This is a genomic window from Glutamicibacter sp. MOO4, assembly GCF_056934395.1.
In genome coordinates this window covers 3390028-3409758 of the sequence record NZ_CM167800.1, presented here as the reverse complement: position 1 = coordinate 3409758, position 19731 = coordinate 3390028, and the positions used below count along the sequence as shown (strand labels likewise).

At 56.0% G+C, this 19731-nt stretch carries 19 protein-coding genes; 14 read left to right on the top strand and 5 right to left on the bottom strand.

Annotated elements, in window-relative coordinates:
• The first annotated feature begins 60 nt into the window (after positions 1-60).
• The 3 genes from AC1Z3F_RS15945 to pcaC are packed head-to-tail and all read left to right on the top strand — an operon-like array spanning position 61 to position 2662.
• Positions 61-1467 carry a lyase family protein gene (locus AC1Z3F_RS15945; RefSeq protein ID WP_131090466.1) on the top strand — a complete coding sequence of 469 codons (1407 nt, stop codon included), beginning with the start codon at positions 61-63 and terminating at the stop codon, positions 1465-1467.
• Entirely contained in the window at positions 1449-2246 is a 798-nt protein-coding gene (locus AC1Z3F_RS15940; protein ID WP_131090467.1) for an alpha/beta fold hydrolase, read from the top strand. The genes AC1Z3F_RS15945 and AC1Z3F_RS15940 overlap by 19 nt, the downstream gene beginning before the upstream one ends.
• A gap of 17 nt (positions 2247-2263) precedes the next feature.
• Positions 2264-2662 carry a 4-carboxymuconolactone decarboxylase gene (gene pcaC, locus AC1Z3F_RS15935; RefSeq protein ID WP_131090468.1) on the top strand — a complete coding sequence of 133 codons (399 nt, stop codon included), beginning with the start codon at positions 2264-2266 and terminating at the stop codon, positions 2660-2662.
• Positions 2663-2720: 58 nt separating this feature from the next.
• On the opposite strand, the gene AC1Z3F_RS15930 is transcribed toward pcaC, so the two are convergent.
• On the bottom strand, positions 2721-3167 hold the full coding sequence (locus tag AC1Z3F_RS15930; protein ID WP_131090469.1) for an acyl-CoA thioesterase: 447 nt from the start codon (positions 3165-3167) through the stop codon (positions 2721-2723).
• 339 nt (positions 3168-3506) lie between these two features.
• On the opposite strand from AC1Z3F_RS15930, the gene AC1Z3F_RS15925 reads away from it, so the two are divergent.
• A complete protein-coding gene (locus tag AC1Z3F_RS15925; RefSeq protein ID WP_483566214.1) occupies positions 3507-5354 on the top strand; it encodes a calcineurin-like phosphoesterase C-terminal domain-containing protein in 1848 nt (615 codons plus the stop codon).
• Positions 5355-5513: 159 nt separating this feature from the next.
• Positions 5514-6326 (top strand): GIY-YIG nuclease family protein, encoded by an 813-nt coding sequence (locus AC1Z3F_RS15920; RefSeq protein WP_483566213.1) that lies wholly within the window; start codon positions 5514-5516, stop codon positions 6324-6326.
• A 27-nt stretch (positions 6327-6353) separates the two neighbouring features.
• Here the strand turns inward: AC1Z3F_RS15920 and AC1Z3F_RS15915 are convergent, their stop codons facing one another.
• On the bottom strand, positions 6354-7454 hold the full coding sequence (locus tag AC1Z3F_RS15915) for a HigA family addiction module antitoxin (protein WP_262198523.1): 1101 nt from the start codon (positions 7452-7454) through the stop codon (positions 6354-6356).
• 11 nt (positions 7455-7465) lie between these two features.
• Positions 7466-7768 (bottom strand): type II toxin-antitoxin system RelE/ParE family toxin, encoded by a 303-nt coding sequence (locus AC1Z3F_RS15910; protein ID WP_131090473.1) that lies wholly within the window; start codon positions 7766-7768, stop codon positions 7466-7468.
• Between the two features lie 210 nt (positions 7769-7978).
• Between AC1Z3F_RS15910 and AC1Z3F_RS15905 the strand changes: the two genes are divergently transcribed.
• Positions 7979-8950 carry a D-2-hydroxyacid dehydrogenase family protein gene (locus AC1Z3F_RS15905; protein ID WP_131090474.1) on the top strand — a complete coding sequence of 324 codons (972 nt, stop codon included), beginning with the start codon at positions 7979-7981 and terminating at the stop codon, positions 8948-8950.
• Here AC1Z3F_RS15905 and AC1Z3F_RS15900 read toward each other — a convergent pair.
• Positions 8919-9632, bottom strand: a complete 714-nt coding sequence (locus AC1Z3F_RS15900) for a phosphatase PAP2 family protein (RefSeq protein ID WP_165477391.1) — start codon at positions 9630-9632, stop codon at positions 8919-8921. The genes AC1Z3F_RS15905 and AC1Z3F_RS15900 overlap by 32 nt on opposite strands.
• Positions 9633-9696: 64 nt before the next feature.
• On the opposite strand from AC1Z3F_RS15900, the gene rlmH reads away from it, so the two are divergent.
• From rlmH to AC1Z3F_RS15865, 7 genes are all read left to right on the top strand, one after another.
• Positions 9697-10155, top strand: a complete 459-nt coding sequence (rlmH, locus tag AC1Z3F_RS15895; RefSeq protein WP_483566212.1) for a 23S rRNA (pseudouridine(1915)-N(3))-methyltransferase RlmH — start codon at positions 9697-9699, stop codon at positions 10153-10155.
• Positions 10156-10237: 82 nt separating this feature from the next.
• On the top strand, positions 10238-10690 hold the full coding sequence (locus AC1Z3F_RS15890) for a hypothetical protein (protein ID WP_483566211.1): 453 nt from the start codon (positions 10238-10240) through the stop codon (positions 10688-10690).
• The gene (locus tag AC1Z3F_RS15885; protein ID WP_483566210.1) at positions 10674-10976 is read left to right on the top strand and encodes a transcriptional regulator; all 303 of its coding nucleotides are present in this window, start codon (positions 10674-10676) and stop codon (positions 10974-10976) included. The genes AC1Z3F_RS15890 and AC1Z3F_RS15885 overlap by 17 nt, the downstream gene beginning before the upstream one ends.
• Positions 10977-11024: 48 nt before the next feature.
• Positions 11025-11594, top strand: coding sequence for a nitroreductase family protein (locus AC1Z3F_RS15880; RefSeq protein WP_483566209.1), 570 nt, complete (start codon positions 11025-11027; stop codon positions 11592-11594).
• Between the two features lie 183 nt (positions 11595-11777).
• Positions 11778-16442, top strand: coding sequence for an ATP-dependent helicase (locus tag AC1Z3F_RS15875; protein ID WP_483566208.1), 4665 nt, complete (start codon positions 11778-11780; stop codon positions 16440-16442).
• A 25-nt stretch (positions 16443-16467) separates the two neighbouring features.
• A complete protein-coding gene (locus AC1Z3F_RS15870; protein WP_131090480.1) occupies positions 16468-17292 on the top strand; it encodes a DNA-formamidopyrimidine glycosylase family protein in 825 nt (274 codons plus the stop codon).
• A 38-nt stretch (positions 17293-17330) separates the two neighbouring features.
• Positions 17331-18344, top strand: a complete 1014-nt coding sequence (locus tag AC1Z3F_RS15865; RefSeq protein WP_131090680.1) for a pseudouridine synthase — start codon at positions 17331-17333, stop codon at positions 18342-18344.
• 49 nt (positions 18345-18393) lie between these two features.
• Here AC1Z3F_RS15865 and AC1Z3F_RS15860 read toward each other — a convergent pair whose 3' ends face one another.
• On the bottom strand, positions 18394-18678 hold the full coding sequence (locus tag AC1Z3F_RS15860; RefSeq protein ID WP_131090481.1) for a hypothetical protein: 285 nt from the start codon (positions 18676-18678) through the stop codon (positions 18394-18396).
• Positions 18679-19046: 368 nt separating this feature from the next.
• Here AC1Z3F_RS15860 and AC1Z3F_RS15855 point away from each other — a divergent pair, with 368 nt between their 5' ends.
• Positions 19047-19688: a GNAT family N-acetyltransferase gene (locus AC1Z3F_RS15855; RefSeq protein ID WP_131090482.1), complete on the top strand. Its 642-nt coding sequence runs from the start codon at positions 19047-19049 to the stop codon at positions 19686-19688.
• Positions 19689-19731: the final 43 nt, after the last annotated feature.

Here is a 19731-nt window from a genome sequence, read left to right as displayed (position 1 = left end):
TCTAGGACTACAGTTCTAGAGCGAGAGACAAACTAAAACAGTGAAGAATCGAGGGACTTGATGGATGGCGCAGACTACGGCGTGCTAGCTCCAACCTGGGCCGGTACCGCGGCAGCTTCGCTGTCCAACGACGTGGCTTTTATCCAAGCCATGCTTGATGTTGAGGCTGCTTGGGTGCAAGTTCAGTCCGATGCCGGCTTGTGCAGTACCGACGATTCGCGGGCGGTTAACACGGTGGCTGGCATTCAGCGCTATGACCTCACGGTCTTAGCTTCAAAAACTCCCGATGGTGCCAATGCGCTGATCCCACTATTGGGCATGATGCGAGAACAGCTCGCTGTTGATGGTGCACCCAAGTCCGCGAGCACCGCATTACACCGCGGGGCCACCAGCCAAGACATTATCGACACCGCACTGATGCTGGTCCTGTCCAAAACTATCGGCCAGACCCTGAGCGACTTGCGCAGTACTGCCGACGGACTAGTAGGCCTCGCCCGGGCCCACCGAGAAACGGTGTGCATTGCCCGGTCTCTGACCCAGCATGCACTGCCAACAACTTTCGGTTGGAAAGCAGCCAGCTGGCTCTCGGCCGTGCTGGATGCCGAGAAGCAGCTTGATGATGCTTCGCAGCAGCTACGACTGCAGTGGGGCGGCGCGGTAGGGACCCTAGCTTCCTTGGAACAATTCCTTGAAGTCCATGGCGATGCCTCGGTGAGCACCGGGCAGCTTAGTTCTCAGCTCGCAGACCGTTTAGGGCTGAAGGATCCCGGCGCACCATGGCACACCAACCGCATGCCCATCCTTCAGATCGGCTCTGCTCTGGGTGCGACCATCGCGGCACTGGGTACCTTTGGCGCCGATGTACTCACCTCTTCGCGCCCGGAAATCGGCGAGCTATCCGAACCACGTGAAGCAGGCAAGGGTGGTTCCTCGGCCATGCCGCAGAAACAAAACCCGGTGCGTTCGGTGTTGCTGCGCAATGCTGCTTTCAGCTCCCCTGGATTACTCTCAACGCTTTTCACCGCTGCTGGTACCGCGGTGGATGAACGCCCTGACGGTGGTTGGCATGCTGAATGGAGCGCGCTACGCGAACTGACCCGGCTGGCCGCGGGAGCAGCATTCCATGCATCATTCCTGGCCAATGGCTTGAGCGTGAATCTTCCAGCCATCAATCGCAACCTCGCGCTGGGTGGAGATGCGGTGCTGTCCGAACGCTTGGCTACCGTGTTGTCTCAAATGGTTGACGGAGGCAAGCCTGCCATCCAGGACTTGGTGCGTCGCAGCCTGCGTGAAGAACGGCCTTTGCACGAACTTTTGCGTTCAGAAATTCCCGCGGAAGACTTCAGCGATACCAAGTTGAACGAACTTTTTGATCCTGCCGGTTACCTTGGTGCCGCGGATCGTTTCACCGAAACTGTATTAGCCGACTACTCGGCACGGAAGGAACTATGGCAGTCCCAGAACTAACTCCGTCGCTACTTCATACCGATGCTCAGCTACCTACCCTCATTACTGGCCCTTCGCTGGGCACCGCGGCCCTGCCGTTGTGGGGTCCGGCCTTGCCCTATCTTAAAGAACATTTCCAGGTCATCGCGTGGGATCTTCCCGGGCACGGCGTCAGCAAGCCATCAACGCAAGAGTTCACGTTGGCCGAGCTGGCCACCGGCGTCACCACCATGGTTGAAGCGTTACGAACTGATGGGGTTATCGCCGAGAACACCAAACTGTTTTACGCCGGAGTTTCGGTTGGCGGTGCCACCGCGTTGCAGTTAGCCGTGGATCATCCTGGCTTCTTCAATGCTTTGGCCTCGATCTGCTCGGCTGCCAAAATTGGTACGCCTGAAGGCTGGACCGAGCGCGCAGAACTCGTGGCAAAAGCCGGTACCCCGACCATGCTCGCAGGTTCTGCCCAACGCTGGTTCGCGCCCGGGTTCATCGACAAGCAACCAGAAATTTCAGCCAGCCTGCTGCACAGCCTGCAGGACGCGGACCGCTTCGCCTATGCCCACGTTTGTGGCGCCTTGGCCGACTTTGATGTGCGCGAACAGTTGCAGGCCACCACGGATCCGATCCTGGCTATCAACGGCGCACAAGATCAGGTGTGCCCACCGGCCGACGCGCAGTTCATCGCCGAGTCTGCACCTAAGGGCCACTCTGCCATTGTGGAATCCGCAGGCCATTTGGCTCCTGCCGAAGCACCAGAAGAAACAGCAACATTGCTGGCCGATTTTTTCCTCTCCAACTAAGAAAGGACAGGACTACGATGACCGACTCACAGCGCCTGCCCGGCGACACTTACGATGCAGGCATGAGCGTGCGCCGCGAAGTACTCGGTAACGAGCACGTTGACCGCTCCACCAATAATTCGAACGAATTCACCGACGAATTTCAGGAAATGATTACCCGCTATGCGTGGGGAACCATCTGGACGCGCGACGGTTTGCCGCGCACCACCCGTAGCGCCATCACCCTGACCGCAATGATTGCCGGTGGCTACTGGGAGGAACTAGAAATGCATGTGCACGCGGCACTGCGCAATGGAATGACGCCCGAGGAAATCAAGGAAGTCTTCCTTCAGTGCGCCATCTACTGCTCTGTGCCTGCCGCCAATGTTGCCTTCAAGATCGGCAAGAAGGTTCTGGACGAATACGCAGCGCAGTAAGGACTGCTCTTACTGCTCGCATGACGGCCAGCTCGCCAACTTGAGCTAGGAGATTCGTTCAGTTCCGTGTTCGTGCGGCAGCGGCCGGTATTAACGACGCCTCCAGCCAGCTACGTTCCTGATCAGTGAGAACCCGTGAGGACACTCCGTCAGCGGCGAGCGGAACCATAACGGTTGTTGAATCAAAGACCGGCTGGTCGTCCTGATAACCGATTCCTCGCACGGTGAAGGACTTGTTGCCCACCCGACTGATCCCCATGCGGATGACCATTTCAGGCTGGTAATACAGTGGCCGTTTGTAGTCGATCTGAATGGAGGCCACAACCGTTCCAAATTCGAACCGGCCGGTCTTCCCGTCTTCTCGGGTCCAGCGGATGCGGGCCTCTTCCATCAGCGTGACAATGCGGGCGTTGTTTACATGTCCCAATGCATCCTGATCAGACCAGCGCAGTTGCAACACAATTTCCGTTGCGCCCGCCAATTCATTTTTTGCTTGAGTGCTCATGCATTTATTGGATCAGATTTTGGCTCCTGCCTCCTCCGGCGTGACGGAGCGTTAACACCCAGACTCCACGTCTATCTCCCCCGAACTTCGCAGTGGCTAAACGTTTGGCATCTTCACCAGGACGTCAGTTCCCGACGCTAGAATTTCCGAAAATTCGTGTGGCCACTACTGCTTACTCTGGTCATGGAGAGCTAAATACGCCCAAGACAGCGCATAAGTATTAACGGGATCGATTATTCGTCATTACCTGAGCGGGGGCTGTTATTCACCTTAGATTGACAGCGTTGACAAAGGTCGGCCAAGGGGCCGGCAGATTGTCACCACCCCGGAGGAACGTACGTGAAATTTTTCGCTCGACCCGGCAAAACCAATCAAATTACCCCACTACGAGCTACTGCAGGCGCACTCGTTGTCCTCGCAGCATCGGCAGGTCTCACCGCCGCCAATTCAGCACCCGACCCAGAACCGGCAGCTAAAGCAACCGCAGACTGGAAGTCCTCAGCCTACCGAGGTTCAGTTCAGGTAGTCCGCGCAGAAGACGAAAAGTCAGCAGCCAAAGATAAGAGTCTCGAAGGCGTCGTTTTCGAGGACAGCAACAAGAACTCCAAACAGGACGCCAACGAGCCAGGCCTGCCCAAAGTCACCGTGTCCAACGGTCGCGACGTTGTCACCACCGACGGTCAGGGTCGCTACGAACTGCCGGCTTTTGAAAACATGACAGCCTTCGTCACCCAGCCTCGTGGCTTCCAGGTTCCTGTCGATGAAGATAACGTCGCACAGTTCTCCTACATTCACTTGCCAGAAGGCTCCCCCAAGCTGAAGTACGGTGGCATCGCTCCCACCGGCGGACTGCCAGAGGCCGTGAACTTCCCACTGACCCGCAGCACCGCAACTCAATCACCTGAGCAGAGCTGCGCCATTGGCGCCGACGTGCAGACCTACAACCAGAAGGAAGTTGAGTACGCTCGCAAGGGCGCCTTTGCTGACCTTGCTGCCCGTACCGACTACACCGGCTGTGGCGTGCTGTTCATCGGTGACCTCGTTGGCAACGATCTTTCCCTGTTCGCCCAGACCCGCGAGCTGACTTCCATGCTCAACGGCCCGGCCCGTTTCCTTCCAGGCAACCACGACATCGACTTTGATTCCGTGGACGGCGTGCACGAGTTTGATACCTACCGCGCTCAGTTCGGCCCTGAGTACTACTCCTATGACACCGGCAAGACCCACGTGGTTGCGCTGAACACCATCGAGTACCCAACCAAACTTCCCGCTAAGCGAAGCGACTACACCTACCAGCTAGGTGAGCAGCAACTTGAATGGTTGCGCGCAGACATCGCAAAGGTGCCAAAGAATAAGGCCATCGTCCTGGCCGGTCACAGCCCATTGTTGGAATTCTTCTTCAATGATGAGCACACCACCAAGGAGGTCAAGGAAATCTACAAGATCCTCAAGGGTCGCGAAGTGGTCTCCTTGGGTGGTCACACCCACATGTCGGAAAACCTTCGCGAAGGGGATTTGATGAAGGGTTGGATTGATGAAGTCGGTCAAGATGGCTTGCCATTTACCCACCTCACCGTTCCTGCTGTTGCCGGCCAATGGTACGGCGGACGAGTCACCGAAACCGGTTACCCGACTTCCCTACAGCAGGATGGTACCCCGCCAGGCGTATTGACCCTGGACATCAAGAACACCAAGATCACCGAGCGCTTCACCCCTACTGGTGGCGATGACAGCAACCAGATGGCCGTAGGCCTGAACACTCCTGCGTACCGTGACTGGTACGAGGAGAATGTGGACAAGAAGTACGGCACAATACCGGCTTTGAAGAACCCACTGACGGTCAGCCGTGCTGGTTTGGCTAATGACACTTGGCTGACCACCAACGTCTGGATGGGCAGCACCGGTTCCACGGTGAAGGTTTCCATCGATGGCGAAGACCCGGTCAAGTCGACTCGTACTCAATCGCTCACCGGCGAAACCGCGCTCACTGGAGCCAAGTATTCTGACCCAGTGGCTATCGCCGAGCAGTTTGTCCACGGTGGTGGACTGCCTGAGAAGACCAGCCACCTGTGGCGTCTTGAACTACCCGATGATCTGAAAACCGGATCACACACCGCTCAGGTAACGGCCACCGACGTTCATGGTCGTTCCTTCACCGACAAGCTCGAATTCGAAGTCACCGACTAGTTTTCAGTTTGTGAATGGTGGCTTGCGCTATGGGCGCCAGCCACCATTTTTATGCGCAAGAGCAACATGAGGGCTGCGCCCTACTTATTATTTCTGTGCAAGCCTTGTTCAAGTCCTCCTATGCCGGGCGGATGATGCACATTGGATAAAGTATCGGCTATGGCTCTTACCCTGGATTCCATTTTTCGCAGTGCGGAGATTGACCCCGCTCAAATTCAAGTTATCCGGCACGCCTTCGTCGGGAAACGCGAAGACTCTGAAATGCAGGGTATTCATGCGGATTCTACTGATCAAGAGATCCTAGAGTACACTGCGCAACAGTCTGCGAACCCTCGAATTTTTCCCGCTATACCTCCCTCCATCTGGGTGGTATTCGTCAAGGAGGGCGGAGACCGAGCAAGGTTTTGGGCTGTAGTTCGAAATCATGGCGAAGTTTCGAACGATGGTTCCTCTCGACGGTTCAATCTAGAAGTGACCGACGATCTTTCCGATCTTACGAATAGGCTTGTCATCGGATGGCGTTCTCCGCGTACTTGGCGCCTCAACGGTCCAACAGCAAGCCATTATCCTGTCGTAGAGATCGCCGATTCTCGGCCTATACCTTTTCCGGGCTTTGACAGCCTTGTGCTTGATTACCCGCAGCTTCAAGCAATCATGCGCGAACATCGGTATTCATCGTGGAGAACAGCCCTCTCATCGGTGATTGGAATTTATCTCATCACTGATACTAGGGATGGCCGACACTACGTGGGTAAGGCAGATGGCGTGGACAACATTCGTCAACGATGGAGTGCCTATGCGGCTAATGGACATGGTGGCAACGTAGAGCTCCGTGGCCTCGACCCAGACTTTTTTCGTTTTTCATTGCTCCGAGTATTTGATCCGTCTACACCCACACGAGCCATCGACATGTCGGAGAGTCATTTCAAAGTAGCCCTAGATTCTAGGAAACACGGGCTTAATAGGAACTAGGTGACCTTAAGGCCCGACAGCCACCATTTATTGTGCGCTGAAGGTTCCTTCTAGATTCACGAACAGCGAGTTACCGAGGTTGTAGTCGAGCATTCGGTGTCGGTGCATCTGATGAACCGCGACTCCGGGCGCAATTCCAATTTCCTGTGCCTTCTCAGCTATTTGTCTGTCGTGGGTCAGGCCATGGAACGGTGTCAGGCCTCCTGTGCCAAGAAGAACGTGCTTCGCAAAACCATTGGCCGATTTTTCGGCAGCACTACTTCGTTTTTTCTCGGTGCTGCACTCAAGATGCATCTGGCCGCGCGGGTCATTGAGGATATGAGCGATCTCGTGGAAAAGCGTCCAAATGACAAAGCCGTCTTTACTCCAGCGCCCGGTCTGCTGAATGACCGGCACCCGCTTGTCGATCCAACGAGTTACTCCCAACAGCGGAAACTTTTTGGGCGGCTCAACGACCATAAAAACCACGCCAACTTCTGAGAGCATCCGCGCGATATCGTTCAGCATTTCCGGATTTGGCTGGGCGGCACGCTTTCGAAGTTCAGGAATAACGGCCCGCAATTTGCGCGCTTCATACTTGTAGTTGCGCCCGCGCTCGTAGTCCTGCGTCAGTTCTGCGGCACGCAACCAGGTAGTCAACGAAGTCTGATCGAGCTGAGCCGCAGAATCCTTGAGCGTCGCCAAACCGTATTCACCGATCAGCGACTTCGCATGTTGTTGGTCATAGGCCTTCCACGTCCCACAACGATGAAACGAAAGAAAATCTGAGACAAGTTTGCCCGGATTTTTCATGCTTGCTGTTGTGGCACCGATGCTGCGCAGATAGCTCGCCGCGGTGGGTGCAATTTGCTCGGCAAAGTGTGCCAGATTTTCTTCATCAACGATTCGGGCAAGATCGCTTCGATACATCACTTCGTACTTTAACCACGTCGTCGCCGCGATCCCCACTACACGTTCCAGACGCAGTGCCGTTTCGCTGGTGATGGGAGCATGTCCATTGATGATCTCATTGACCTGCTTGCGGCTACAGCCCAGCAAATCTGCGACTTTCTGCTGCGAGAAGCCCTGATCATCAATCCATTCCTCCAGATATTCACCTGGTGCAACGGCGTAATTGGTGGTGGTCATGTCGACTCCTCTCAGTGGTAGTCGGTTATTTCTAAAACTGTGACTTCGCGGGCATTAGGCTCATTGGGAATTGGTTGGATGATTAGTCTCCAATTTCCGCTGAGCTCTGACGCCCAAGTGCCCGCGCGTTCGCCTTGAAGTGGGTGCCATCTCCCACCTGGATCCCGCTGCACAAGGTTGGCCAGTGTGTCTGAAGCTTCCAATGCTTTGAAGCGCAATCGCAGTTTCTTCTTAAGGTCGGGTCGTCTTTTATGCATCTGGATTTCATCGGTGCATAGTTTCTCAAGCTTGTTCCCTTTGAAACTTACCTTCAATTTTATGTCACCAACTTCGTTACAGCATAGACCTGAGTGTTGTGAATTGAATCCTGACCGCCACAGAAATACGCGCCAGATCTGCTCTCATGAACTCACAGATTTGTGGTGCATTTGAGGCCACGAACACCAGATGTTTATTACAAAGTAGCAAGTTCACTGTGCGGCAGAAACAAGACGGCAAGACCACCTCGCGCATAGGATGAGCTCATGCGCATTGCCATTTTGGATGACTATCAGAACGTCGCTACTGACCTCGCAAATTTTGAGGCACTGACGACCGAGCTCAACGCTGAGCTGACAGTATTTACCGAACACATCTCGCACGATGACGCCGTCGTCTGTGAGGCACTTAAGAACTTTGATGTCATCGTGGCCATGCGTGAGCGCACCCCCTTCCCGGCATCAAGGTTTGCACTGCTCCCGCAGTTGAAATTGTTGGTCACCACCGGCCGGCGCAACGGGGCCATCGATCTGGAAGCCGCTGCCGCGCACGGCGTCGTGGTTTCGCATACTGGCTATGTCCCTACCGATGCCGTGGAACATACCTGGGCACTGATCTTGGCCGCAACCCGCCGACTGGACGTGGAGCTGTTTTCTTCAGAATCTCCCCGCGCTGAAGCCACACCATGGCAGACAAGTTTCGGCATGGGGCTGGCGGGAAAAACCCTCGGCGTGTACGGACTGGGCAACTTGGGATCCAAGGTGGCAAAGGTCGGCTTGGCCTTCGGCATGAGGGTTGTTGCCTACAGCCAGAATCTCACCAAAGCCCGGGCCACAGAGGTGGGCGTGGAGTTAGTCTCTGAGGCAGAGCTCTTTGCCACCAGCGACATCGTGACCGTTCATCTCAAGCTCTCCGAACGCAGCACTGGCGTCATCGGGGCAAAACAATTGGCGTGGATGCGTCCGGAATCTATTTTGGTCAATACTTCACGAAGCCGAATTGTGCAGACCGATGCGCTCATTTCGGCTCTTGAAAACGAACTTCTCTATTTGGCAGCGCTCGATGTTTTCGACACCGAGCCTTTGCCAGCCAAGGATCGGTTGTTGAGCACACGCGGTGTGATTGCGACCCCGCATATTGGCTACGTAACTATCGAACAATTCTCAATGTTCTACCGTGACGCAGTTGAAGATATCCGCGCTTGGGCTAACGGTTCACCGATCCGCGTGCTGAGCTAGGCAGATTGCGCCACGGCACAAAGAAGTAATGCAGGATCGCTACAACCGCGGCCCACGCGATTCCAATGAGCAAGCCCACCAGTACATCGGAGACCCAATGGTGTCCGATGTAGATACGTGATGCTCCCATGGCCAGAACAAACAATGTGGCCACGATGCAGATGAGATAGGCATAGCGGCGCAGCCCGTAAATGATTGCTAAGTAGCTAGAGATGCCAATCAGCGCGGCGGCATTAAGAGTATGGCCGCTGGGGAATGAATAGGACAGTGGCGGCGTCGGCCCGTTAGGAATACCTTCCGGGCGATGTACTTGCAGGCTCGCCTTGAGCAAGATGGTCAGCCCGACGGATACCGCTGCGGTCACCGCCACGGAAATAAACGGCCAGAAACTTCGTGTTTTCCAGCTCAGCAGCCCGGTAATGAGCACCATGATGATGCTCATGCCCGGCGTTGATCCCCAGAAATACAAAAAATCAGAGATCGCAAAAAGGACGGGCGACTGATTATCCAATATCCATTGGTAAGTCGGCGCGTCTAGGTCTGTGGCCCACCCGCCGGCGTGCAGGGACACCAGCACACGTCGGGTGAAGTAGAAGATGGCAACGACGATGCCAAAAATCATCCAGAGCACCTGCATGCCGCTGGGTCGCTGGCCTTGCGGAAGTGGTCTGGGTGTTCTCATACCCTCTATCGTATCGGTGCACCCTAACAAAGCATTCAACCGACGAATGCGGAACAATAGAAGCATGACAATCAAGGTGCTGGCAGTTGGCAAGAAACATGAGTCGTGGGTAGACGAAGGAATTTCCCGCTACGAAAAACGACTAAAAAAACCTTTTAACCTCACTTGGCAGTTGCTCAACCACTCGTCTCGCGAAAACGATGCGGCGCGCACCGAAGAGTCCGCACGCATCTTGGCAAAAATTGATGACCGCGACTTTGTGGTGCTACTCGACGAGCGCGGCAAGAATGTCAACTCTCCAGCACTGGCAAACACGCTGCGCTCCCCTATCGATTCTTCGCGCAACGTCGTGATCATCATCGGTGGAGCCTACGGAGTGGATCCAACGGTGCACGCCCGCGCCGACTTCACCTGGTCCCTATCCAAGCTGGTTTTCCCTCACCAGCTGGTGCGCCTGATTCTGACCGAGCAACTCTACCGCGCGCAGGACATCTTGGCCGGTGGAAAATACCACCACGTGTAAGTCAACACGTTGACTTTCCAATATGGAAAGATAAGACTTTCCGTAACGGAAAGGGAGTGCCATGCCTTCGTCAAAGGATCAAATGGAACAGGATCGCGCGGTCAAGCTTCTTCAATCGGTCGAGCAAGATTCACAACAGATGGTTAGAGCTTCTGGTAATCCCCGTGGATTACTCACCACCGTCGTCGCGGTCTCGGCTGTCATCTTCACGTTGTTCCAGGCTTTTCCGCCACAAGCCTATTGGTTAGCGATGCTCTATCTTCCGTTGATCCTTTGGTATGTCTTGGCTCAACGCCGTCGGGCCAAACCACGATCGTTGCTCAACAGTCCCAGCCTTCTGACAGGCGCTTACGCAGGGTATTTCTTTCTCTGCATCCTGCTGATCAATTGCCTCAGGTTCTGGGAAGCCACACATCTCTCAGAAGTTCTCGCGAAAATTCTTGTCACTTTCGTCAGCGGCATGTTTTTGGTGACCAAGATGCAATCGGCCTACAACAAGGCGCGTATCGAGGACGGCAATGACCAAGTCCACTAGCAGCGCTCGGTTTGATGAGCTGATCCACGCGCCGCTTCGTTTACGGATCTGCGCGAGCCTGGCCCCGGTCGACTGGGCAGTATTCACGCACCTCAAACAGATCCTCGGCGTTACAGACTCGGTACTCAGCAAACACCTCAAACAGCTCAGCGATGCAGGTTACGTTCAAGTTGAACGCTTCACCAAACTGGGCCGCAGCCACATGCGAGTTTCACTAACTACGTCAGGGCGTCGAGCATATGTTGGCCACGCCGCTGCGCTTCAAGAAATTACTGTGGGTAAATGACGCAATGGTTTTAGGGTGCTTGCACAGCACTGTTAGAGAATAAAAGGCATGACTCAATGCCACGTCCCAGATGAACCTACAATAATTCATCCTGCGCTGGCTGGACGGTACAGTCCGGTTCGATTCAACTCCACCCTCACGCTCACAACTGCAGAGGTCCACGCGCTACTAGATGCAGCTAGGCACGCACCGTCGGCGGGCAACTCGCAGCCATGGAAATTTATCGTTGCACGACGAGGCGATGCGAATCATCAGAGAATCGTGCGGCGTCTAGCTCGAAGCTCATCGCTCTGGGCGCCAGCCGCTTCGCTATTGGTGGTGAATCTTGCTCACACCCTCGTTGAAGGCACAGCGGATTGGGAGTATTCAGAGTTCGCTCGCTACGATCTCGGGCAAGCCGTCGCGCATATGACATTCCAGGGCCTAGCTATGGGACTAGCAGCGCACCAGTTCAGGGCATTCGACCGAGATGGCGTCACTTCTGACTTCGTTATTCCGCACCACTGGGAGGTTACTTCGATAACCGCATTCGGCACTGCCACCCACGCTGCTGGTGAACTAGCCTCTTCGGGAACCAGCCGAGAACGGATGAGCTTGGACGAGATCATCTGGTCATGAACCGGAGCAGGTTTGAACTTCCGTACCAATGCTTAGCGCACTATCCAATGTTATGGCTCGGGTCCACCAATGCCTCTGAACGATGCACCGTAACCAACGGCGAGGACCCGAGACGCCAAGACAGCACAGTGATTCAAAGATGCCGTTCTCGAACTGTCGTGGGTAGAACGTAGTATCGATTCCATGAGTGATGTGCTTTCCCGGTTTGGTGCGGCCACCCGCAAGTGGTTCACCGACGTCTTCACTGCGCCCACGGTCGCGCAAAGTGGTGCTTGGGAATCCATCTCCGATGGGAAACACACCCTGGTCATTGCACCAACAGGTTCAGGTAAAACCCTGGCCGCGTTCCTCTGGGCATTAGACCGACTGCACCACGCAGAACTGGATAGTCCCGCGCTACCGGGACTGGAATCCGATGCTGATCACCCTGCAGGCAACGGCACCAAGGTCCTCTACATTTCGCCGTTGAAAGCCCTCGGCGTAGACGTTGAGCGCAACCTGCGCTCCCCACTAGCTGGCATCCGCGCCACCGCACACGAGATGGGTCTAACCCAGCCTTCGGTTTCGGTGGGCGTACGCTCGGGCGATACCCCGGCCAATGACCGGCGCAAGCTGCTCAAGGATCCACCCGAAATCCTGATCACCACCCCCGAGTCGCTCTACCTGATGCTCACCAGCCAAGCGCGTAAAACCTTGGCTGAGGTACACACCGTCATCATCGATGAAGTCCACGCCATCGCCAATACCAAGCGTGGGACCCACTTGTCGCTGTCTTTGGAACGCCTTGATGCGTTACTGCCGACTCCGGCGCAACGCATCGGACTCTCGGCCACAGTGGAACCACCCGAAGAGGTTGCCCGGTTCTTGGCAGGCTCCGCACCGGTGAATATTGTGCGCCCACCATCCACCAAAAAGTGGAAACTGGCCGTACGCGTCCCGGTGGAAGACATGACCGATTTGCCTTCGGCTGCCGGCGCTCACGATTTAGGGCCTAGCTCGTCCCCCACAGCATCGGCAAGCATCTGGCCACACGTGGAAAATCAGTTGGTGGATCTGGTGCTGGAAAACCACTCCACGATTATCTTCGCCAACTCCCGCCGGTTGGCCGAGCGCCTGACCGGACGACTCAACGACATCTACGCTGAGCGTGAGGGATTCAGCGCAGAGGATACGTCCACCTCGTCCCCAGCAGTTTTGATGGCTCAAGCCGGTTCTACCGCTGCCGCCCATCCCGAAGCACCCTTGCTGGCCCGCGCCCATCACGGCTCGGTGTCCAAGGATGCGCGCGCCCAGATTGAAGAGGATCTGAAGCTGGGCAAGCTGCGCGCGGTGGTGGCCACCAGCTCGCTGGAACTCGGTATCGACATGGGCCTGGTGGATCTGGTCATCCAGGTCGAGTCCCCCAACTCCGTCTCCTCTGGTCTGCAACGTGTGGGCCGTGCCGGACACCAAGTCGGTTCTGTCTCTCAAGGCATCTTTTTCCCTAAGCACCGCGCGGACCTACTCTCCACCGCACTGGTGGTCACACGCATGTGCCAGGGAGCAATCGAAAAAATGGTTATCCCGGCCAACCCGCTGGATGTGTTGGCCCAGCAGACTCTGGCCGCAGTGGCCATGGACGACTTGGAAGTTGAGAAGTGGTTCGAGACCGTACGCCGCTCCGCTCCCTACCAACAGCTCCCACGCAGCGCCTATCTGGCCACCTTGGACATGCTCTCGGGCAAATACCCCTCAGATGAATTTGCCACCCTGAAGCCACGGCTGATTTGGGACCGAGATGCCGGCACATTGGTAGCGCGCCCTGGAGCGCAACGCTTGGCCGTGATTTCCGGTGGCACCATCCCAGACCGTGGACTTTTTGGTGTCTTCCTAGCCGGGGCCGAAGATGACAAGGCTCCCAAGCGTGTGGGTGAGCTGGATGAAGAAATGGTCTACGAGTCGCGGGTGGGTGACGTCTTTGCGCTCGGTGCGACCAGCTGGCGCATTGAAGACATTACCCATGACCGAGTGCTGGTCACCCCAGCCTTTGGCCAACCCGGCAAACTGCCTTTCTGGCACGGTGACGGTCTGGGCCGTCCGGTGGAACTTGGTGCGGCGCTAGGTGAATTCACCACGAGTTTGCTGGCCAGCGAACGAAGCGAAGCGTCAGGTGTTTTGCGTACCGGTGGGTTGGATGACTACGCAGCCAATAATCTTCTGAACTATTTGGGTGAGCAGCGCCGGGCGACCGGTCAGGTGCCCAACCATCAGAACTTTGTGATCGAGCGGTTCCATGATGAGCTTGGCGACTGGCGGGTCATCCTGCATTCTCCCTTTGGCCTAGCGGTCCACGCCCCGTGGGCGTTGGCGGTCGGTGCACGGGTGCGCGAACGTTGGGGTCTGGATGCTTCGGCTATGGCTGCCGACGATGGAATCGTGCTGCGCATTCCGGCCATGGATGATCAGGCGCCGGGCGCAGATCTTTTTGCCTTTGAAGCAGATGAAATCATTGACGTGGTCACCTCGCAGGTGGCAAATTCGGCGTTGTTTGCTTCGCGCTTCCGTGAGTGTGCCGCCAGGGCTTTGCTGCTGCCGCGGATCAATCCGAGCAAGCGCACCCCGTTGTGGCAGCAGCGTCAGCGGGCCAGCCAACTATTGGATGTCGCCCGGAATTACCCGGACTTCCCAATCATCTTGGAAACGGTACGCGAGTGCCTGAATGATGTTTATGATCTGCCGGCGTTGTCCTCGATTCTCTCCAAGGTCTCTTCACGCGCCATCAGGCTGGTAGAAGTCACCACCGAATTGCCTTCGCCCTTCGCCCAGTCCTTGCTCTTTGGTTATGTTGCACAATTCCTCTATGAATCTGATGCGCCACTGGCTGAACGCCGTGCAGCAGCCCTGAGTCTGGATCCGGTGTTGCTCGGTGAATTGCTGGGCCGCAATGATGTGCGTGAAATCCTTGATCCTCGAGTTATCACCGGCTTGCAGGAACAGTTGCAGTATCGAGCAGATAACCGGCGTTTAGCCGGAATGGAAGGCGCAGCCGACCTGCTGCGTCTCTTGGGACCGCTGACTAGCGAGGCCTTAGCCGCCCGACTGCGAGATCCAAATGAGGACAGTGCACCAATAGATCCGGCTACCGCAAGGGAACATGCCGAAGCCCTAGTTGCCACTCGCCGTGCTTTCACCCTGCGTCAAAGTGGGTCCTTGGCCTACGCCGCGATCGAAGATGCCGGCAAGTTACGTGATGCCTTGGGCACCCCGCTGCCCACCGGGATTCCGGCGGCGTTCTTGGAGCCGGTGGCCGACCCCATCCAAGATCTGATCTCACGCTACGCGCGCACCCATGTTCCTTTTACGCTCACCGAAATTGCTGCAGAACTCTCACTGGGTGTTGCGGTGTTGCGACCAATACTCGACCAGCTGGTGGCTGCCGGCAGACTATCGGTCGGCGCCTTCCGCCCGGTGGAGATTGTGCCCGAGGGCATCAGCGGTGATGAATACTGCGATGTCCAAGTGCTGCGCACCATTCGCACCAGGTCTTTGGCTGCCCTGCGCGCTGAGGTGGAGCCGGTTGATCAAAACACCTATGCCCGGTTCCTTCCCGCCTGGCAGCAGGTTGGATCAACTCTTAGTGGCCCCGATGGCCTTTATGAAATCATCGCTCAACTTGCTGGAGCTGAAGTGCCCGCCTCCGCGCTGGAGTCCTTCATTCTTCCTGCCCGACTCAACGGCTATCAAAGCTCGTGGCTAGATGAACTGTGCAGCGCGGGAGATATTCTGGTGTGTGGCGCAGGTGCAGCCGGTGGCAAAGACGGCTGGTTGTCGTTGCATACTGCCGAACACGCAGCGCTCTCCTTGCCAACGCCTGATGTCAGTAGCCTTCAGGCCATAGATCTGCGCGTGCTTGAAGCCTTTGAATCAACCGGCGCCTATTTTGCTGAGGAACTCGCCGCCCGCATCCACCATCCGGATAAGCCTCCGGTCAGTGCCCAAGACATTGCTGAGTCATGCTGGAGGCTTTTCTGGGCCGGATATATTTCACCCGACACCTTGGCTCCGATTCGCGGTTACTTGGCCGGCGGAAGTACTGCACACAAGATCGCCAAACCGGCACCGCGCGCCCGTGCCGCACGGCTCAACAGGCTCTCGGGTCTGAACCGTCTTGCGCAGGATCACGGTGGCTCCCCGATGCGTAGTCCACGCGGTTCAGCGCGTTGGTCTTTGCTCCCCCAGCCGGTAGCGGATCCCACCATTTCAGCGCATGCGACAGCAGAGATCATGCTGGAACGCTATGGCGTACTTACCCGCGGCTCGGTCGCCGCCGAAGCAGTACCTGGCGGCTTCGGTCAGCTGTACCGGGTGTTGTCCAAGTTGGAAGAAGCAGGGCATGCCCGTCGTGGTTACTTCGTGGAAAAGCTGGGTGCTGCCCAGTTCTCCACTTCAACCACCATTGACCGTTTGCGTGGATACCAGCTCTCCGAGGATCCTCGCCGTCAGCCTGTAGCCATGGTGCTCGCTTCGACAGACCCGGCCAATCCTTATGGTGCGGCGCTGGGCTGGCCAGCCACGCAGACCGGGCACCGCCCTGGACGCAAAGCCGGTGCCATCGTTGGGATGTTGGATGGTCAATTGTGTTTGTACCTGGAACGCGGCGGCCGCACGGTGCTAACTTTTGCCCAGCTTCCAGAAGAGTCATGGAACATCATTGCCATGCATCTGGTGGCTGCCCTACGCACGGCCAAGGTGGAGAAAATTGCCATCGCTACCGTGGACGGTCAACCTATACTCGACCATCCGGTGGGAGCCGCCCTATTGGCTGCAGGTTTCTATTCGACGCCGCAAGGCATTCGATTCCGGCGCTGATTCCTGAACAGAAAGAAGAGCTCTCATGCCTGAAGGTGATTCCGTCTATCGTGCCACTGCACGGCTCCACCAAGCCCTGGCAGGGCAGAGCTTACTGTCTTCTGATTTTAGAGTTCCGGCCTTGGCGACAAGAGATCTCAAAGACTATGTTGTGCATGAGGTAGTTCCAGCGGGTAAACACCTGTTGATGCGACTGCATCCTCCAGTCGCTGGGTCTTCTGAATTCTCTGCCAAGCCACTGACCCTGCACTCGCATCTTCTGATGGAAGGGCGCTGGGATCTGTATGCCTCGAATGAGCGTTGGAAGAAACCAGCGCACACTGCACGCGTAGTGCTCAAAACATCTACGGTGACGGCCGTGGGCTTTGATATTGCTCAGGTGCGCTTGGTACCTACCGAACAAGAGGCTGAACTCATCGGTCATTTGGGACCCGATTTGTTGGGTGCGGATTGGGACGCTCAGGTGGCGGTTGAAAACCTGCAAAGTCATCCACAGCAAGGTATTGGCCAAGCATTGCTGGATCAACGGCTGATGGCCGGTGTGGGAAATGTGTACCGTTGCGAAATCTTGTTTCTTAAACGTCTACACCCACTGACCCAAGTCGGCCAGATTGCTGACCTTCCGGCAGTAGTTCATATGGCCCACCGTCTGCTGACGGTAAATAAGGACCGGACTCGTCGCGTGACCACCGGCACCGAACGGACCCGAGAACCGCTCTGGGTTTATGGCCGTGCAGGAAAACCATGCCTTCGCTGCGGCACCCCTATCGCGTTACTCAAGATCCCATCAACTTCAGAAGGTTCCGAGCGAGATTGCTACTGGTGCCCACATTGCCAACCGGCGGTCTGAAGCCCTACTGAAGAGATGAAAGAATAGCCTTTATGGCTATGGAATCCCCGCTCCCCGTTCGTAACGGCGTTAATGCAACCCGTTTGCGGCTTCCGCAAGACGGAGCGTGGGCCACCGTGGCCGATTATCTGCTGGAACGCTTTGGCCATGTGGATCCTGAAGGCATCTTGCGACGCTTTGATAACCAAGAAATTGTTGGACTCGGCGGCGTGCCTCTAGACCGCCAAACAACCATGGATGAACACGAGTTCATCTGGTACTACCGCTCATTGCCGGTAGAAACGCCAATTCCTTTTGAAGCCAAGATCCTGCACCAAGATGAACACTTGCTGGTTGTCGATAAGCCACATTTTTTGCCTACCACTCCCGGTGGACGATTCATCCAAGAATCGGCTCTGGTTCGTTTGCGCAACCAAACCGGCATTGATGATCTTGTTCCGATGCACCGGTTGGACCGTGCCACCGCGGGCGTCATTCTTTTTGCCGTGAACCCAGCAACCCGCGGCGACTATCAGATGCTTTTTGAACGCCGTGAAATCAGCAAACGCTATAAAGCGGTCGTCGCACTGCAGCCCGGAGCGGGTCTGGAAACCGGCCGAGTGCTTCAGCCAAACGGCGAACATTCACTGGTCAAAGACGAAGCGCAACTGCACAACTTGCTTGGCCAGATGCCCATGGTTTACGAAAACCGCATGTCCAAGGTCAAGGGACAGTTGCGATCCGTCGTCAAAGATGGTGAACCCAATGCAAAGACCTTCATTGATGTTGAAGCCGTAGGCCGCAGTGCAGGTCACCATGCAGGAGTGGAAGTTGCGTTGATGGATCTCAAACCGCATTCGGGCAAAACCCACCAGTTGCGCGTGCATCTAGCTTCATTGGGTCTGGGAATTATCAATGATGCTTTTTATCCGCGTTTGTGGGACTTGGCTCCGGATGATTACCAGCGCCCGCTACAGCTGTTGGCGCACACCATTTCCTTTACTGATCCACTGACCGGAATTGACCGTAGTTTCAGCTCTGCTCAGCAGTTGGCCGAAGCGCCGGTCATCTAGCCGACTTACTGGAAGCGAAACAGGATTAGGCCTAAAAGAATTTTCATTCCTATCTTTCGTATAGACGTCCGGTGTCCCGTATTCGGGCAACGTCGCTTTGACTCAAATTTGTACGAACACCTATCGCACGAACGGAAACTCCATGCGACAGGGCTGAAGAAATAGCATGTTCAAGCTCTTCAATGCAGCCAGCCAAAGCATCGGTATGTGAGGACTTCTTCTCGACTGCTTGCAGCTCGACCAATCTAGCAATCAACGTGTCAATCCACGCCCAGTCATATTCAACCGATGTTTTGGCATCGTCCTCGTGATGAAATATGACCCAATCGTTCATCAGTTGAATTCCTCTCACGTGGCGACATTGTAAGCAAATACCTTGCTGCAGACTCATGAGGGGCAAATAGAACGCCCCTACGTAGACTCTAGCGCTGGTGAGCAAGCGGTAGTTGGCATCGAATCACAACTTGGTTCTCAACAATTGTGTGCAGCGCGGTCTGAACAATTGTTTGTGGTCGAAAACGGTCGTGCTTGACCAGGAAACAAGAAACTAACAAGGTGCCACTTTCCGAAGTCCTCAATACTCCTGCACATTGTAGTCAGCCCGCAAGAGGAACGGTCTACGGGACGGCGGCGGCAGTCTGCTTGCGGGTTCTCGCGCGCATCAACGTGATTCGGCGAACCCTGCCGTGCCATACTTGCGAAATGCTCAACGATTACTGGCCTCTCGCCCAATTGACGCTTTCAACCAAACATTTGGAACTCCGCGTTCCAAACGATGACGAGCTGTCCGTACTCGCCCAGGTTGCGGCCAGCGGCGTGCACGAACCTGGTGAGCACCCCTTCTTGACACCTTGGACAGATCTTCCTCCTCGTGAGCGGGCACTCCACGTGTTGCAACAGCACTGGAGCCGCCGGGGCATGTGGTGTGCGGAAGATTGGGCATTGGAAATGGGCGTATTTCGTGGAGACCAGCCGGTAGGCATGGTCACGCTAAAGGCACGCAATTTTTCTGTATTGCGTGAAGTAAAAACCGAGTCGTGGCTTGGCCTTGAATTTCACCGACAAGGCATTGGTACTGAGGCCCGGACAGCCTTGCTGAGTCTTGCTTTTGAGGGACTGGGAGCAGTTGCGGCGCTGACCGAGGTATTCCATGACAACGTTGGTTCGCAAGGCGTCTCGCGTAAGCTCGGATATCTTCACGATGGTATCTCGCGGGATGTTCTTGCCGGGCGAGCCGTAGTCTCCGACCGTCTGCGCCTCGATTTTTCAGATTGGGTACCGACCGATCCCGCATATTTGGTCGTGACCGGTCTGGCAAAAGCACTTCCATTCTTCGACGCCTAGGAACCTACTCGGAGAGACGACGCCCGTAGGCGGAACCCCTACT